This window comes from Hyphomonas johnsonii MHS-2 (genome assembly GCF_000685275.1).
Taxonomy (GTDB): domain Bacteria; phylum Pseudomonadota; class Alphaproteobacteria; order Caulobacterales; family Hyphomonadaceae; genus Hyphomonas; species Hyphomonas johnsonii.
On the sequence record NZ_ARYK01000004.1, the window covers coordinates 25,336 to 40,722 of the forward strand.

General features: G+C 63.4%; 13 protein-coding genes and 1 tRNA gene. 6 read left to right on the forward strand and 8 right to left on the reverse strand.

Annotated features, from left to right (window positions below; all coding sequences use genetic code 11):
* Window positions 1–40 precede the first annotated feature (40 nt).
* The gene (locus tag HJO_RS08730) at window positions 41–2,197 is read right to left on the reverse strand and encodes a penicillin acylase family protein (RefSeq protein WP_035616255.1); all 2,157 of its coding nucleotides are present in this window, start codon (window positions 2,195–2,197) and stop codon (window positions 41–43) included.
* A 174-nt stretch (window positions 2,198–2,371) separates the two neighbouring features.
* On the opposite strand from HJO_RS08730, the gene argB reads away from it, so the two are divergent.
* The 4 genes from argB to dapD are packed head-to-tail and all read left to right on the forward strand — an operon-like array spanning window position 2,372 to window position 5,867.
* A complete protein-coding gene (gene argB, locus HJO_RS08735; protein ID WP_035616256.1) occupies window positions 2,372–3,268 on the forward strand; it encodes an acetylglutamate kinase in 897 nt (298 codons plus the stop codon).
* Window positions 3,243–4,280, forward strand: coding sequence for a DUF1036 domain-containing protein (locus tag HJO_RS08740; RefSeq protein WP_035616258.1), 1,038 nt, complete (start codon window positions 3,243–3,245; stop codon window positions 4,278–4,280). The genes argB and HJO_RS08740 overlap by 26 nt, the downstream gene beginning before the upstream one ends.
* Window positions 4,270–5,013 (forward strand): pyrimidine 5'-nucleotidase, encoded by a 744-nt coding sequence (locus HJO_RS08745; protein ID WP_051618438.1) that lies wholly within the window; start codon window positions 4,270–4,272, stop codon window positions 5,011–5,013. The genes HJO_RS08740 and HJO_RS08745 overlap by 11 nt, the downstream gene beginning before the upstream one ends.
* Window positions 5,014–5,039: 26 nt before the next feature.
* A complete protein-coding gene (gene dapD / locus HJO_RS08750; RefSeq protein ID WP_035616261.1) occupies window positions 5,040–5,867 on the forward strand; it encodes a 2,3,4,5-tetrahydropyridine-2,6-dicarboxylate N-succinyltransferase in 828 nt (275 codons plus the stop codon).
* On the opposite strand, the gene HJO_RS08755 is transcribed toward dapD, so the two are convergent.
* The 5 genes from HJO_RS08755 to gluQRS all read right to left on the reverse strand — a co-directional run bounded on the left by HJO_RS08755 (window position 5,864) and on the right by gluQRS (window position 11,384).
* Entirely contained in the window at window positions 5,864–6,253 is a 390-nt protein-coding gene (locus HJO_RS08755) for a response regulator (protein ID WP_084141841.1), read from the reverse strand. The two genes, dapD and HJO_RS08755, sit on opposite strands and share 4 nt — an antisense overlap.
* Window positions 6,254–6,501: 248 nt before the next feature.
* Window positions 6,502–7,494 (reverse strand): tetratricopeptide repeat protein, encoded by a 993-nt coding sequence (locus tag HJO_RS08760; protein WP_156945521.1) that lies wholly within the window; start codon window positions 7,492–7,494, stop codon window positions 6,502–6,504.
* A gap of 133 nt (window positions 7,495–7,627) precedes the next feature.
* Window positions 7,628–8,728: a Zn-dependent alcohol dehydrogenase gene (locus HJO_RS08765; RefSeq protein ID WP_035616264.1), complete on the reverse strand. Its 1,101-nt coding sequence runs from the start codon at window positions 8,726–8,728 to the stop codon at window positions 7,628–7,630.
* Window positions 8,729–8,837: 109 nt separating this feature from the next.
* Window positions 8,838–10,424, reverse strand: a complete 1,587-nt coding sequence (locus HJO_RS08770; RefSeq protein WP_035616266.1) for an alkaline phosphatase — start codon at window positions 10,422–10,424, stop codon at window positions 8,838–8,840.
* 114 nt (window positions 10,425–10,538) lie between these two features.
* On the reverse strand, window positions 10,539–11,384 hold the full coding sequence (gene gluQRS / locus HJO_RS08775; RefSeq protein WP_035616267.1) for a tRNA glutamyl-Q(34) synthetase GluQRS: 846 nt from the start codon (window positions 11,382–11,384) through the stop codon (window positions 10,539–10,541).
* Window positions 11,385–11,487: 103 nt separating this feature from the next.
* Here gluQRS and HJO_RS08780 point away from each other — a divergent pair, with 103 nt between their 5' ends.
* Window positions 11,488–12,579: a hypothetical protein gene (locus HJO_RS08780; RefSeq protein ID WP_035616268.1), complete on the forward strand. Its 1,092-nt coding sequence runs from the start codon at window positions 11,488–11,490 to the stop codon at window positions 12,577–12,579.
* Between the two features lie 6 nt (window positions 12,580–12,585).
* On the opposite strand, the gene msrA is transcribed toward HJO_RS08780, so the two are convergent.
* Window positions 12,586–13,245, reverse strand: coding sequence for a peptide-methionine (S)-S-oxide reductase MsrA (gene msrA / locus HJO_RS08785; protein ID WP_035616270.1), 660 nt, complete (start codon window positions 13,243–13,245; stop codon window positions 12,586–12,588).
* A 112-nt stretch (window positions 13,246–13,357) separates the two neighbouring features.
* Between msrA and HJO_RS08790 the strand changes: the two genes are divergently transcribed.
* Window positions 13,358–13,447 (forward strand) — tRNA-Ser (locus tag HJO_RS08790).
* A gap of 128 nt (window positions 13,448–13,575) precedes the next feature.
* Here HJO_RS08790 and HJO_RS08795 read toward each other — a convergent pair.
* The gene (locus HJO_RS08795) at window positions 13,576–15,378 is read right to left on the reverse strand and encodes a flavin-containing monooxygenase (protein ID WP_051618439.1); all 1,803 of its coding nucleotides are present in this window, start codon (window positions 15,376–15,378) and stop codon (window positions 13,576–13,578) included.
* Between the last annotated feature and the right edge of the window lie 9 nt (window positions 15,379–15,387).

Sequence of the window (15,387 nt, forward strand, 5' to 3'; positions counted from 1 at the left end):
GTGGCTGTATTTCTTCACTCCCAGCGCGATGGAATTGATATCAATCCTTGCCCGGATGATATGTTCGCGTTGCATTGGCCAGCACGTCTTCGGGCGTCAGGTGGGCCGTGCGCCATTCCTCGGCGACGAAGAGCGGGGCCTGGTCGGCATAGTGGGGTGAGGTCTTGTCCAGCGTGGCGCTGCCATAGGGGCTGATGACACGGGCGGTCTGGTTGCCCTGCCTGTCCCATTCGACCAGGGCGATCCAGGTGTCGCCGGCGGTCATGTGCAATTCGCCCTCGTCGCCGATGCCTTCCGGATAGACAGCGCGCAGCGTGTCGGCGCCGCCGGCAATCGGCAGGTTCACGTCGCCGCGCACGAGGCGGTTCACCTCGCCCCATTCCGGGTCGATGCGGCGATGGTGGACCATCAGCCACTCGACCGCCTCGCGGAAGGCGGTTTCCGGGCTCGGTGCGGGCTGGTGGGTGTACTTCTCGGTGATCTCGCGCAGCACGGTGAGGCCGCCGAGCGCCGCATGGCGGCTGTGCACGTCCATGTTCATGTCCCAGGCGGCGAGATGCTTCGCGGCCTCTTCCATTTCCGGCTCGCGGCTCCAGTCAATGGCGAGAACCCTGGCGACCAGGGCCGCCGCCTCGGAATCCGCGGCGTAGGACGTGTCGAACTTCAGGGCGAGAAGGTCCGGCTCGTTGATCGGTGTCTTGCCGTCGGTCAGTTCGATCATGCGCAGCGACCGGTTGGATTGGTTCGTCTGCAGGCCCATCGATTGCGGGAAGGCGCCGGGTTTCAGGTTGTCCGGCCCGTCAGTGGCGCTGAAGGGGGAATTGTTGGAGTTGAAGACGAGGCCGGAGACGGGATTGACCAGTTTCGGCACGGCGCTCCACGGCCGGTAGCCCTGCCAGATCAGGTCCGACCGGTCGCCCGGCATGTCGCCCGACCAGTCCCACGCATTGTCGCGGGCGGGGTATTGGGCATTGTGGATGAAGGCGACATTGGCGGCCTTGTCGGCATAGATGTAGTTGATGCTGGGCAGGGCGTTGAGAGACATTGCCGCCATGAAGCTGTCGAGGTCGGTGGATTTGTTGAGGCGGTAATACTGTTCCAGCTGGCGGATCTCGCCCATGCCGGCATAGCGGATGGCATAGGTGCCGTGCCTGGCCTCGATCACCGGGCCGTGGGCGGAGCGCAGCACCTTGCGCTTCACTTTCAGTGCGAAGGGCCCGAGCAGCCTGACATGCAGCAGCGCGGTGGATTCCTCGAAATCGACCCATTCGCCGTCCAGCTTGTACTGGTGCGGATTGTCCGGGTTGACCGTCAGGACATAGGTGTCGACCAGGTCCTGCGCGCTGACCGTATTGGCCCAGCCGAGGTCATGGTTGAAGCCGTGCAGGATGACCGGCGTGCCCGGGAAGATGCCGCCGGTGATGTCGAGGCCCTCGTCGGAGGCGATCTGCGCTTCGTACCAGGCGACCGGGCCGGTCAGCGGCTGGTGCGAGTTGATGACCAGGCGGGTGACATTGTCGCCGGACCGGCGGGCTGACACGGCGATGGCGTTCGAGCCGCGTTCGGCCATTGTCGGCGGGCCGATCAGGAAGGCCTTGCGGCCCTCGGTCGGGTCGAGCGTGACGGATTGCTGGTAATCGTCGCTGAACAGTTTCATCAGCGTGCCGTCGAGGCCGTAGAAGAAGGGTGTCTTGAACACGAAGCCGGCCACCACGTCTTCGGCCGTGAACGGGGCCAGGCCGCGCCAGGTCGCCTTGGGGTGTTCGGCGGCATAGAGGTTGAGGCCGGCGGCATAGGCCTCGGCAATCGCCTTCACGTCGTCCGGCACGTCGCTGTCATAGCGGGTTGCCATCGTGTCCCAGATGCCCAGCAGCGCGACCATGTAGTCGACAGGGGCCGCCGCCTTGCCGCGATAATGCGCGATGACGCCCCGGCCGGCCGCGACGGTTTCCTGGATTGTCTCGAAATCATCCTCGGCATGGGCATAGGCGAGGCCGAAGCTGGCATCGGCATCGCGGGCGCCGTGGATGTGGGGCACGCCGAACTCGTCGCGGATGATTTCAGCATCATAGCTTGCGGCGGCCGCTGCGAGCGCGGCGGCGGGCGGATTGGCGGGCAGGGGGTCCCAGAGGAATATTCCTGCGCCGACAAGGACAAGTGCCAGGAGCGCTGCCGCTCCAGCCAGTATGCGTTTCATGAAACCTCCCCGGTCTGCCGCCTGTCGCGATATTCTAGTGCGCCGGGGGCCGCCTGTCGCCCCATTCATTCGGACGCGGGAACGGGCCTTGCGGGCGGCAACCCTTTCCCCCCGCCACAAAGCGCCTTAAGAGGCTCGCCCATCACACCTTGTTGCGATGGATGAACCGCCCCGATGACCGACCCTGTTACCCAAGCCCGGTTTACCGCGCGGACCCTGTCCGAGGCGCTGCCCTATATCCAGCGTTATGCCGGCCAGACCATCGTGGTGAAATATGGCGGCCATGCCATGGTCGACCCGGCGCTCGCGGCAGGGTTCGCACGCGATGTCGTGTTGCTGAAGGCGCTCGGCATCCATCCGGTGATCGTGCATGGCGGTGGGCCGCAGATTGGCAGCCTGCTCGACCGGCTGGGGATTCACTCGGAATTCAAGGACGGGCTGCGCGTGACCGATGAGGCGACGATGGAAGTCGTCGAGATGGTGCTGTCGGGCCCGATCAACAAAACCATCGTGCGGGCGATCAACCAGGCCGGCGGCAAGGCGGTTGGCCTGTCAGGCTCGGACGGCAACCTGATCCGCGCCGAAAAGGCGACCCGGACCGCAAAAGACCCTGACAGCCATATCGAGCAGGTGCTCGATCTCGGCTTTGTCGGCGAGCCGAGCGCGATCGACACGACCGTGCTCGACGCCATGCTGCGCGCCGATGCGCAGCTGATTCCGGTTGTCGCGCCGGTCGGTGTCGGCCGCGACGGCGCGCGCTACAATATCAATGCGGACACGGCAGCCGGGGCGCTGGCGGCGGCGCTCGGCGCCAGCCGGCTGCTGCTGCTGACCGACGTCGCAGGCGTGCTCGACAAGGCCAGGAACCTGATCCGCGAGATCCCCGTTGCCGCCATACCCGGCATGATCGCCGACGGCACAGCTGCAGGTGGTATGATTCCCAAGCTTGAAACTGCGGCGCATTCCGTAAATCATGGCGTTGGGGCGGCTGTGATACTGGATGGGCGTGCGCCGCATGCCCTCCTCATGGAGTTATTCACAGAACATGGCGCAGGTACGCTCGTTTCTTAAGTTTCTCGGCGTGATCGGCGCCTTCATGGCGTTTGGCAGCGCTGCCCACGCGCAGGACAATGCGGACGGCTGGTCGCTGTGCAACCGCACCAGTTATGTCATCGAGGCCGCCATCGGGCGGCCGCAGGGCGCAGGGATCACCGTCGAAGGCTGGACCAAGCTGCAGCCGGGAACCTGCAAGCTGGCCCTGCCGGGGCCGCTCGAGCCGAAATTCCATTTCGTCTATGCCCGCACATCGACGGCCCACAGGGGCGGCGTGCGCGAATGGGGCGGCGAAACCGAGCTGTGTGTTGACCCGACCGGCAGCTTCTCGCTCGAAAACCCGCCCGAATGTGCCGCCATGGGGCTTGAGGCGCGCGGCTTCCGCGCCGTCGAGATCACGCGGCGCACCCGCTGGACGACACCGTTCACCGAAATCGAGAACTTTGATGCCGGCAAGGCCCGCGCGGCCGGCATCCAGCGCCTGCTGGAAGAGGCGGGCGTCGTATCCGGCGTGATCGATGGCAATATCGGCCACAAGACGCGCGCGGCGATCGCGGAATTTCTCAAGCAGAACGGCCTGCCGTCGACGACCTCGGAATCCGACCTGATCGATTTTCTCGAGCAGGTCGCCAAGGAACGTGGCCGGTCGATGGGCTTTACCGTGTGCAATCGTACCAAGAACCGGGTCTGGAGCGCGATTGCGCGGCGCGGGACGGAGGGCTGGGAAAGCCGCGGCTGGTGGATGCTGGAGGCCGGCGGATGCTCGCGCGTGATCGACCGGGCGCTGAGCGGGACCGACTATTTCGTCTATGGCGAGATGGAGGATGGCGACAAGGTGCGCACCCTGGCCAAGGCGTCGGACGGGTTCTGTGTCGGTCACTCGAAATTCGCGATTGTCGGACGCGATGATTGCGAGGCCTCGGCCTATCGCACGGCCCTGTTCGCCGCGACGCCGCCACCGGTCGACCGCAAGCTGGTCTTCGAATTCTTCGAGCGTGATTTTGCCAAGGCCGGCGCAAATGAACGATAGGCATGCGGGCGTCCACCTGGCGCCGTTCGGTAGCTTCGGCCACGTCCGCGACTGGGTGTTCGACCTGGATAACACCCTCTATCCGGCCGAGTGCGACCTGTTTGCCGAGATCGACACGCGGATGACCGATTTCGTCTCGCGCCTGCTCGACCTGCCGCCGGACGAGGCACGCAAGGTCCAGAAACAATACTATGCGGCCTATGGAACAACGCTGTCGGGCCTGATGGAGGTCCATAAACTGGACCCTCAAAAGTTCCTGAGCTACGTCCACGATATAGACCTGTCTCCCCTGCCCGACCTCCCTGCCCTGCGGTCCGCGCTGGAAAAGCTGCCGGGCCGGAAATTCGTCTATACCAACGGTTCCCGCGGGCATGCCGAGCGTGTCACCGAGAAAATGGGCCTCGCGCATGTCTTCAATGGCAGTTTCGGCATCGAGGACGCGGCCTATACGCCAAAGCCCAGGCCGGCCTCCTATGCCGCGTTCAATACGATGCACGGGGTCGACCCGCATGGTGCGATCTTTTTCGAGGATCTCGCCCGCAATCTTGCCCCGGCCAAGGATATCGGCTTCACGACCGTTCTGGTGCATTCGGAAAAGGACTGGAGCCATGAGCCGGTCGAGGCGCGCCCGGCAAACCTGCAGGACCTGCTGGGGGATGACGGGCCCGATCACATCGACTATGTGACGGGCGACCTCGCTGCCTTTCTCGAAGCGGCGCTCAAGACCCTCTAGCCTTATTCCGACCGGAGACTTCCCGAATGACCCATGCCCTCGCCGACGTGATCGACCACGCCTGGGAGCGCCGCGACACGCTCTCGACCGACTCGGTCGGTGAAGTGCGCGAAGTTGTCGATGCCGCACTCGACCTGCTTGACCGGGGCGAAGCGCGCGTCGCCAGCAAGGAAGCCGATGGCAGCTGGACCGTGCACCAGTGGCTGAAGAAGGCCGTGCTCCTGTCGTTCCGCCTGAACGCCAATGGCATGATTGCCGGCGTGCCGGGGGGCGGTGCCTGGTGGGACAAGGTGCCCTCGAAATTCGAAGGCTGGGGCGAGGCAGAATTCCGCGAAGCCGGTTTCCGCGCCGTGCCGCCCTGCGCGGTGCGCCGGGGCGCCTTCATCGCGAAGAATGCCGTGCTGATGCCGTCCTATGTGAATATCGGTGCCTATGTCGGCGAAGGCACGATGATCGACACGTGGGCCTCTGTCGGCTCGTGCGCGCAGGTTGGCGCGAATTGCCACATCTCGGCCGGTACCGGCATTGGCGGCGTTCTGGAGCCGTTGCAGGCCAACCCGACGATCATCGAGGACAATTGCTTTATCGGTGCGCGCTCGGAAGTGGTCGAGGGCGTGATCGTCGGCGAGGGCTCGGTGATTGCCATGGGCGTGTTCATTACCGCGTCCTCCAAGATCGTGAACCGCCAGACCGGCGAGATCACGTATGGCAGGGTGCCGCCCTATTCCGTTGTCGTGCCGGGCACGCTGCCGGACAAGAATGGCGGGCCGAGCCTGGCCTGCGCCGTGATCGTGAAGACGGTGGACGCCCAGACGCGCGCGAAGACCGCGGTCAACGACCTGTTGCGCGATTAGGCTGGCGCGACGCCGGACTGCGGGCTTCGGGCCGCGAGCAATTGCTTCAGGGCCAGTTTCAGCTGGTGGGGCAGGGTCGGCTTGCGGCAGATCGGGGCGGATTCATACCTGGCGCGCAGCAGGTCCTCGGCGGCATGGCCGGTGTTGAACAGGAACGGTATGCCCCGCGCCGCCAGCATGTCGGCCACCGGGAAAACGAGCTGGCCGCCAACATCCACGTCCAGGATCGCCGCATCGGCGTCGATCGATTCGGCAAGTTTCAGCGCCGCCTGAACGGTGTGTGCGGACGCGATGGCCTCGCCGCCCATTTCGGCAACCATGTCCTCAAGATCCATCGCGATCAGGATTTCGTCTTCGACGATCAGGATTTGAGGTACATCGCTCATGGTTTGCTAATGGTCCGCTGGCCGGTTCGTTCCCGGATTCTGGCAGCTCACCGTTAACATGCCGTCACGCTGCGCCACCGTTCCGGCGACGCGCTCGAAAACCGGCGTGAATGAATTGCTGCGGGATTAGGCGTCAAGCCCGTAGGGCGGGTTGAGGCGGCGCTGGAATCGTCGGAAAGTTCTGACCGATCTCCCACAAAAACTCTGGTTGTCTTACCTGAGCGCCTGAAGTCTCCGGATGCGGGTTCTCAGCGCCCGCAATATTTAGTGACGCCAAGGGAGCACGCCTTTGCGTAATAGGTTTCTCCCAAGGGTGTGTTCTGAGGAACGCCCCTGCCTTTTTCATACATAACACCGGCATTGTAACAGCCCGGTGCGTAGCCTGCGCGACAGCCCTTATCGTACAGCGAAATTGCGCGGTCTCTGTCAACGGCAACGCCAAGGCCGTAATTGTAATTGTTGGCTAGGCTTGTGCAGGCTTCACCATTGTTCGCGTTGCATGCCTTCAAGATATACGGTTGTGCTTTAGCTTTGTCGTCATAATGCTGGCCATAGATTTTCCCGAGCTTCGCGCAGCTATCCATTTGTCCGTTGGAACATCGTTTCTCATGTTCCTTCGTGACGAGACCGCCTTCAAGGTCAGCACAAGCCTCCTTGTCACCGCCAGCGCAGCCAATTTCGCTCAGCGCATATGCTTTTTTGAAACTCTTTGTAACATGTTCTCCCACCTTGTACTCGGCAGCGACATAGCTGCATGTCGTGTGATCGCCTAGATTGCATGCCTTTTCGTACAACATGATACTGCGATAAATGCTTTTCCCCACTCCGTTGCCTTTACTTGTAGCGTAACCCATCTCAGTGCAGGAGCGTGCATCATCAAGGTCGCACCCTTTTTGGTAGTAGCTCACCGTTTCAGCAATACTTTGGGACGGAATATCTCCCAGCTCCATCCCTGTCCCTGCGAGGAAGCAGGATTCACCGTCTTGCAATTCGCACCCCTTTTTTAAGGCGACCAGCGCACTGATCGGGCTCTTGTTGATTACGTAACTCTGTTCGCCGATCGTTATCTTGCCCAATAGGGATGCACGGCCGAGTTCGCGGCACCCCCAGACGTCTCCGTCAAGGCACTTGCTTTTCAATATGCTGCTGATGGCTTTTCCATCGAGGGGCTCTTGTGCGTGTGCAGGGGTCGCAGCGATAACAAAAAGAGCCAATGCCCAACCGAAAAATCTGGTTAGCAAAATACGTCCTCCGATTGGATGCACTCAAGCGATAACATCAGGGGGCACCACAGGACAACCATTACCAAAAGAAGGCCAGTCAGTATCACCCAGTCAGGTTTGGCAGGATGCTTGTTGAGTCGGGTAGGTAGCCCTAATCGAACACCACCACCTGCCGGGCCACGGTGCCCTTGTTGTCCTTCAGGTTTTGCAGCGCGCCGGTGATGCCGTCGAGGCCGATCCTGTCGGAAATCAGGTCGTCGAGGTGCAGCTTGCCCTGCCTGTAGAGCGTGATGAGGCGCGGGAAATCGACGCGGAACCGGTTCGATCCCATCACCGCGCCCTGCAGGCGCTTTTCGGTGACCAGCAATTCGATGCCCGGAATCTCGATGTTCACGCCCGGCGAGATCATGCCGACCACGGTGGCCACGCCGCGCGGGCGCAGCATGTGATAGGCCTGCTCGGCTGTCTGCTTGAGGCCGACGCATTCGAAGGAATAGTGCACGCCGCCCTGGGTCATTTCCTTGACGGCCTCGACCGCGTTGACCTTGCCGGGATTGACCACGTCAGTCGCGCCGAAACGGACGGCAAGCTGCAGCTTCTCGTCGGACAGGTCGACCGCGATGATACGGCTCGCCCCGGCGATCGCCGCGCCATTGATCGCTGCCAGGCCGACGCCGCCGCAGCCGACCACGGCGACGGTCGAACCGGGCTCGACCTGGGCCGCATGGAACACCGAACCGACGCCGGTGATGACACCGCAACCGATCAGGCAGGCGCGGTCCATCGGCATGTCCTTGTCGATCACGCAGAGGGCGTTCTCGTGCACGAGGATCTGTTCGGCGAAGGAGGAGAGGTTGAGGAACTGGCCGACCTTCTCCTTGCCGATCGACAGGCGCGGCGCCTCGTCGGGCTTGCGCTTGAACTGCTCGCCATTGACCGTGTGGCAAACCGACATGTGCCCGGTCACGCAATACTCGCAGGTGCCGCAGAATGGCGACAGGATGGAGATGACATGGTCGCCGGGTTTCACCGCCGACACCATGGAGCCGACCTGTTCGACGATGCCGGCGCTCTCGTGGCCGAGAATGACCGGCAGCTCGGACGGGAAGTTGCCGTCCCAGAAGTGCACGTCGGAATGACAGACGCCGACGGCCTTGAGGCGGACCAGCACTTCGCGCGGGCCGGGCTTGGATATCGTAACGTCTTCGATGGAAAGCGGCGCATTGGGCGCACGCATGACTGCGGCTTTCATGGGTGTTTCCTCCAGCTGGCCGGACGCTCGTTCATCGGCGGACCGGTCTCAGCCCCCACCATTGCGCAGAGGCCGGCCCTTGAACAGCCCGGCCGCAACGTAAGCTCCCTCACTCCGCAGCGACGAGGCCACTGGCGCGGCCCATGACATGGAAGATCTCGTTCTGCTCCATGACGCCGGAGACAAGGTCCGATCCGGGGCCGGTGGCAAAGATGGCAACATCATCTCCGCCATGGGTTTCCGAATGCGTCGGCACGAGCGAGGGCTGGAGGAAATCCTTGTCGGTGGTGTCGACATCCGACAGGTCCTTGCGTGTGCAGTTCGGTTCGCCGTCTTCGAGATGGCATCCGGTCTGACCATTGGCATAGGACAGTGTCGTGTAAGGCTTGCCGTCGGTGCCCTTCATTTCGCCGTCTTCGATGCCGGTATTCACCTTGCCGAGGATCGGGTTGCCGCGCATCGGATAACCGGAAATCGTCATCGTGTGGGCATGATCGGCTGTAACGATGATCAGCGTGTCGTCATTGCTGGTCATGTCCAGCGCCGCCTTGATGGCCTGGTCGAATGTGTCAGTCTCGTCGAGGGCGCGGGCGGCGTTGACGTCGTGGTGGGCATGGTCGATCCGGCCGCCTTCGACCATCAGGACGAAGCCGTCAGGGTCCTGCGACAGTCGCGTGATGGCGGCCCGGGTCAGGGCGACGAGCGATGGTTCGCCTGCGACGTCTCTGGCGCGATCCAATTCAAACTGCATGTGCGAGGGCTCGAACAGGCCAAGCACTTTCACATCCGATGCGAAATCGGTGGCGTCAAAGCCAGCCTGATCCGTAATGTAGGTGTGGTCCGGGCCCTTGGCGACCCATTCAGCGGTCAGGTCGCGGCCATCCGTGCGGTTGCCGGTGCGGCTTTCATCTTCCGGGTCGGCCTCGTCGGCCGTCAGGAATTTCTCGCGCCCCCCGGCCATCGCCACTTCAAATCCATCACCTTCAGACCATTCGACCAGCTGGCGGGCGATATCCTGGCAGTCACCGGTATCACCGCCCTTGAGATCGGAATCCGCTTCCCAGTAACGGCTTGGCGAATGCGAATAGGTTGCCGCAGGCGTCGCGTGGGTCAGCCGGGCCGTCGAGACGAGGCCCGTGGCGAGGCCTTCCCGCTCGGCCAGCACGAAAATCGACTCCGCCTCATTGCCCTGGACGCTGGCGCAGTTGCCGAAATGCGCCCCCTTGAGCACGCCCAGCGTCCGTGAGTTGACCTTGGCACCTGTCACCATGGCAACGGCCGTCGATGCAGAATCGGAGACCTGGAAATCATTGCTGTAGGTTTTCGACAGTGCCACGTGCGGCAGTGTATCCATGGTCAGGCTGTAGGATTCGCCGTCGAGGCCGCGCTTCTGGCCGGCATAGATGCGCGCCGCCGTGACGGTTGGTATGCTCATGCCGTCACCGACAAACAGGATCACGTTCTTCGCAGGTTTTACGCCGCGCTCGTCGATACGCGCCTGTACGGCGGCGGCAGCCGAGTCATAGGAGGCATCGCCCGCCTGGCTGGGCACCTGTCCGAGGCGAAGCGGTGCCGGCACGGCTGCGCTGGTACCTGCAACCTCCGGTGTGGCGGGCGCCGCAGGGGCGGGTGCTATCGTGCAGGCGGTGGTGGCAAGGGCGAGGCCCGTCATGAGGGCGGCGATGGCAGTACGCATGGAGGAGGTTCCCGGTCGATTCGATGAAAGGCCTTGATAGCCCCGTTTTGTGGCAGTTTCGATTCAGGCGGTCACATTTCGCGCGATCCGCGCCAGAAGGAGCGAGCGCGGGCCTTATTCAAACCCCGTCATGGCGCGAATGTCGGCTGGAGTCTTGCCGTCCGCACGCCAGGCGAGAAGCCCCTTGTCGCCGGCCCGTTTGGACAGTTTCTTGCCGTCCGGCCCGACCAGCAGCGGGTGGAAGCGGTAGACCGGCACGGGCCAGTCCATCAGGGCCTGCAGCAGGACATGCACGCTGGTCATGGTGCGAATGTCTTCGCCGCGGGTGACATGGGTCACACCCTGCAGCGCATCGTCGTGGCAGCAGGCCAGGTGGTAGCTCGCCGGCGTGTCCTTGCGGGCCAGCACGACATCGCCGAACGGTTTCGGGTCGGCCCGGACCTGTCGCGGCCCGGCAGGCGTCAGCTCGGTATAAGCGAGGGTTCCGTACCGGGCGCCGAGTTCGGCGCGGGCGGCGCTGAGCGACAGGCGCCAGGCAAAGGCATGGCCCCGCGCCAGCCGGGACGCCTCCACGGCCGGTGCCAGCGGCTTGCCGGTCAATCCCGCCTCGTCCGGATCGGCGCCAGCCGGCAGTGCGGCGGCGATCTCGCGCCGTGTCTTGAAGCAGCGATAGATCAGGCCCCGTTGCCTCAGGGCCTCCAGATCGGCGGCATATTCATCGAAATGCTGCGACTGGCGCCGGACCGGCCCGGACCAGTCGAGGCCGAGCCATTTGAGGTCTGCGAGGATCGACGCCTCGTATTGCGGCCGGCAGCGGGTCTGGTCGATATCCTCGAGGCGCAGCAGGACCGCGCCACCGGCGCGCGCAGCATCGCGCCAGACATGGAAGGCCGACAGTGCGTGCCCAAGGTGCAGATGACCGGTCGGAGACGGCGCAAACCGGGTGATAAATTGCTCCATACCTGCCTGTCCTCCCCCTGTTGCCGGCATGCCATCCTCGGGCGGGATGCCCCGTGCAAACAGTTATTGCCTGTTGCAAGCGCGCTGCAAGGCTCGTATCGGCATGACGGGAACAAGGTCGAATACCATGCTGGAAACAGGCTGGTTCAGGTCAGCTGAGAATTGGGTCGAAGCCAACGTGCTTGGCGCCGATGAATTTGCAAACTTCGGGTTTGCGATGGCGCTGGTCCTGTGCGCCATACTGGCCTTCCTCCTGGTGACGGCTGCGGGGAAACTGCTGACAAGCCTCAACAATGCGGCCGGCGTGCGCGCTTTCCGCAAGAGCCGGGACCCGGGATACCGGGTGCTCGTGGCGCAGCCGACCGGGCGTGGCGCCGCACGCCTGGGCAGGTGGCTGAATGATGCGCTGAAGTCACACCTCACGGAATTCAATTTCGGCGCCCCCCTTCGCCTCGGCAAGACGGGCGCAATTGATGGCGGGCTCGATCCGAAGGCGCTGGCGCGCGCCCGCAAGCGGCTGGCCGCGGCCGACGCCGACATGCTGGTCTGGGCGACACGTACCGGTCCGGGCAGCGACGGTTTCGTCATTCACGGCCTGTCGCGCGGCGGCGGCCTGCGCCCCGACGAGGCGCGGGCTTTCACGATTGCCCTTCCGGGCCGCAGGAATGCGCTCCAGGGGCAGATGCCGCGAGTGGCCGCCTACCTGCTGGCCAAGCAATTGCAGCCTGCTCTGGCCAATCCGCAGGCCTTCCGTCCGGAAAAGATGAAACTGCTCGCCAGCGCCCTCGACAAGATGCTGCTGGAAAGCGACACCGCCTCGCAGGCGATCCAGAACGAACTCGAAGCGGATTTCTGCGCGTCGGCCGTTCATGTGGCCGAAACGAACGGTGATCTCGACCTGCTCGACCGCGTGATCGCGCTGCGCCGCGTCCATCTTTTCGAGGTCAACAACACGACAGACCCGGCCCTCGTGTCACAGGCCCGCATGGACCTTGGCCGGGCGCTGCTGGCGCGGGCGACGAAGCAATACGATCAGCAGGCGGTCCAGGAAGCGATTTCCCACCTTTCGCAGGTCGTTGACGCATTGCGCGGCGACCCCGCGATCCAGAAGGCGCAGACCGCGTCCGACGCCATGTACAAGGCGCAATCCCTGATCGAGACCCGCAAGCGATTCTCGCTGAACTTCGGGTCCTGACCGCCCTCAGCCCTGGCTGACAGACAGGCCGATCGGGCAGGACACGCCGGTGCCGCCAATACCGCAATAGCCGGCCGGGTTCTTGGCCAGGTACTGCTGGTGGTAGTCCTCGGCGTAATAGAATGTCTTGAGCGGCGCGATCTCGGTCGAAATGGCGGCGCGGTGGCCCGCCTTGGCGAGTTCGGCCTGGTAGGCATCAACCATCTGGCGGGCAGTGTCTGCCTGGGCGTCGCTGGTCGTGTAGATCGCCGAGCGGTATTGCGTGCCGATATCATTGCCCTGACGCATGCCCTGTGTCGGGTCATGGCTCTCCAGGGCGAGTTTCACGAGTTCGGCATAGGTTACGCGGGCCGGGTCGAACACGACGCGTACGGCTTCGCTGTGGCCTGTCCGGCCGCTGCAGACTTCTTCATAGGTCGGGTTGGGGGTGATGCCGCCGGCATAGCCGGACGCCGTCATCCAGACGCCGTCCTGTTCCCAGAACTTGCGCTCGGCGCCCCAGAAGCAGCCGATTGCGAACACGGCGGTCTCGTAGCCCGCCGGCGCAGCGGCCTTCAGGGCGCGGTGGAAGATGAAGTGTTCGCCCGCCGTCGGAATCTCGGTCGCGCGGCCCGGCAGGGCGGTGGCGGCATCGGGAAGCGTGGCGGGTTTTTTCGAGAACAACATGTGGCGGTCTCCTTTGCGTCCGGGGAATATGGGGAGGCCGACGGGAAACGGCAATCGATACCTTGCGGTCAGTCGGACGTTCCGCTATCTGGCTGGGCTTCGCGTGAGCGTTGGTGAGGTGGCCGAGTGGTCGAAGGCGCACGCCTGGAAAGTGTGTAGGCTAGCAATAGTCTCCAGGGTTCGAATCCCTGTCTCACCGCCATCGCCCGGATCCGCCGGTCGAACCTGAAGCCCGCGCCCCAACGGGCCTTGCCTGACGCTGCAATTGGACATTCGCGCGGGCCGGCGAAAATGCCCCCCGCGTGTCATTGTGTTTCCGAGGACCGAGTCTCAGCTTTCCACCAATGCCTTGAATTCCAGGCGGCTGGCAAATCCCTCGCGCGACATCTCTTCGAGATATTCGAAATAGGGCAGGGGGCCGCCGCCAAAGGGCGAATTCAGCGCGAACTCCTCGCTCTGCTGGCCTTCATAGTTCAGGTAGCTCGGTGTGCAGTTTGCAAGAAACTTGAGTCTCGCCTCCGACCGCTCCAGGCACAGGTTCACCCACTCGTCTTCAGCCTCGGCCGTCGGTTCAACGCTGCCGAAATTGTTCTCGAGACAGTGGGATATGAGGTCTGCCAGGTAGATGGACTGGGCATCGGCGGTGTGCAGGTAGTTGAACGAGACGCCGGCTTGTACAAGCGTCAGGACAAAGAAGTTCGGAAAGCCCCGGGTCTGCATGCCGAACAGGGTTCTGGCACCGTGTTTCCAGTGGGCCTCAAGCGACGTGTCTTCCCGCCCGATCACCGTGAGGCCCGACTCGCGGGCGTAGCTCGTCATGAAATCGAACCCGGTCGCGTAGATGATGCAATCGAGTTCATGCTCCTGGCCATCGACGACCAGCCCGCGCGGCGTCACCCGTTCGACACCTTTGCCGGCTGTGTCGACAAGCGTGACATTGGGGCGGTTGAAAACCTGCAGGTAGTTGTCGCTGAACCCCGGCCGTTTGCAGAAATAGTGGAAATAGGGTTTCAGCGCTTCGGCCGTTTTCCGGTCCTTGACGATTGAATCGACTCTCTGCCGAACCGTTTCCATCCGGAGGATTTCCGCCTTGTTGCGCTCCTCGGAATTGATGTCCTGGAACCGGCCGCCCGGGGTGGCGTCGGGCTGCCGGAACAGGTTGGTCATGCTGTCGTTCACCATGTCCTCGTCCTGCGCCACGCCGGAGGTCAGGGCGGTGAAATTCATCATCCGTTCCCGCTGCCAGCCAGGCGGAAGAGACTTGAACCACTCGACATCCGACGGCCTGTTGCCGCGAACGTCGATCGAGGCGGGCGTGCGTTGAAACAGGTACAGCTGTTCGGCGTATTCGGCGACGGGAGGGACGCATTGTATCCCGGTGGAGCCGGTGCCGATGATCCCGACTTTCTTGCCGGCAAGGCCTGTCAGGTTGCCTTCGGCATTGCCGCCCGTGAAGTCATAGTTCCAGCGGCTGGTGTGAAAGCTCGGCCCTTCAAACTGTTCGATGCCGGGAATGCCGGGCAGCTTCGGACTGCTGTAGAGCCCGGTGGCGGACACGACGAACCGCGCCTCGATCGTGTCGCCGCGATTGGTGGCGACGTCCCAGCACTGCCTGTCCTCGTGCCAGGCCAGTGTTTCGGCCAGGGTCTGGAACAGCGTGTCGCGGTACAGATCGAACTTTTCAGCGATCAGCCGGCATTGTTCGTAGATTTCCGCTCCCCGAGCGTATTTCTCGCTGGGGATGTAACCGGTCTCTTCGAGCAACGGCATGTAGATATAGGATTCGACGTCGCAGCGGATGCCGGGATAGCGGTTCCAGTACCAGGTGCCGCCGAAATCAGCCCCTTTCTCGAGGATGACGATATTGTTCACGCCGCGCTTGCGCAGCTGGACCGCCGTCAACAGGCCGCCATATCCGCCGCCAATGACCACGACGTCGGCCTGGCGCCTGACCGGATCGCGATCGAAATCCGGTGGGGCATTGGGATCGGTATCGAAGGACGCGAACTTGCCGCTGAGGGACTGGTATTGCCCGACACCATCGGCCCGCAGGCGCTTTTCCCGTTCCTCGACGTACTTTCTGGCGAGGGCGTCCAGGTCGATGTCGGGGCCATCATGGTCGTGCGAAGTCAATTTTCCATC

Coding starts and splice junctions, on each gene's coding strand:
- HJO_RS08730 (WP_035616255.1), bottom strand. CDS start 2,197: ATGAAACGCATACTGGCTGGAGCGGCAGCGCTCCTGGCACTTGTCCTT.
- argB (WP_035616256.1), top strand. CDS start 2,372: ATGACCGACCCTGTTACCCAAGCCCGGTTTACCGCGCGGACCCTGTCC.
- HJO_RS08740 (WP_035616258.1), top strand. CDS start 3,243: ATGGCGCAGGTACGCTCGTTTCTTAAGTTTCTCGGCGTGATCGGCGCC.
- HJO_RS08745 (WP_051618438.1), top strand. CDS start 4,270: ATGAACGATAGGCATGCGGGCGTCCACCTGGCGCCGTTCGGTAGCTTC.
- dapD (WP_035616261.1), top strand. CDS start 5,040: ATGACCCATGCCCTCGCCGACGTGATCGACCACGCCTGGGAGCGCCGC.
- HJO_RS08755 (WP_084141841.1), bottom strand. CDS start 6,253: ATGAGCGATGTACCTCAAATCCTGATCGTCGAAGACGAAATCCTGATC.
- HJO_RS08765 (WP_035616264.1), bottom strand. CDS start 8,728: ATGAAAGCCGCAGTCATGCGTGCGCCCAATGCGCCGCTTTCCATCGAA.
- HJO_RS08770 (WP_035616266.1), bottom strand. CDS start 10,424: ATGCGTACTGCCATCGCCGCCCTCATGACGGGCCTCGCCCTTGCCACC.
- gluQRS (WP_035616267.1), bottom strand. CDS start 11,384: ATGGAGCAATTTATCACCCGGTTTGCGCCGTCTCCGACCGGTCATCTG.
- HJO_RS08780 (WP_035616268.1), top strand. CDS start 11,488: ATGACGGGAACAAGGTCGAATACCATGCTGGAAACAGGCTGGTTCAGG.
- msrA (WP_035616270.1), bottom strand. CDS start 13,245: ATGTTGTTCTCGAAAAAACCCGCCACGCTTCCCGATGCCGCCACCGCC.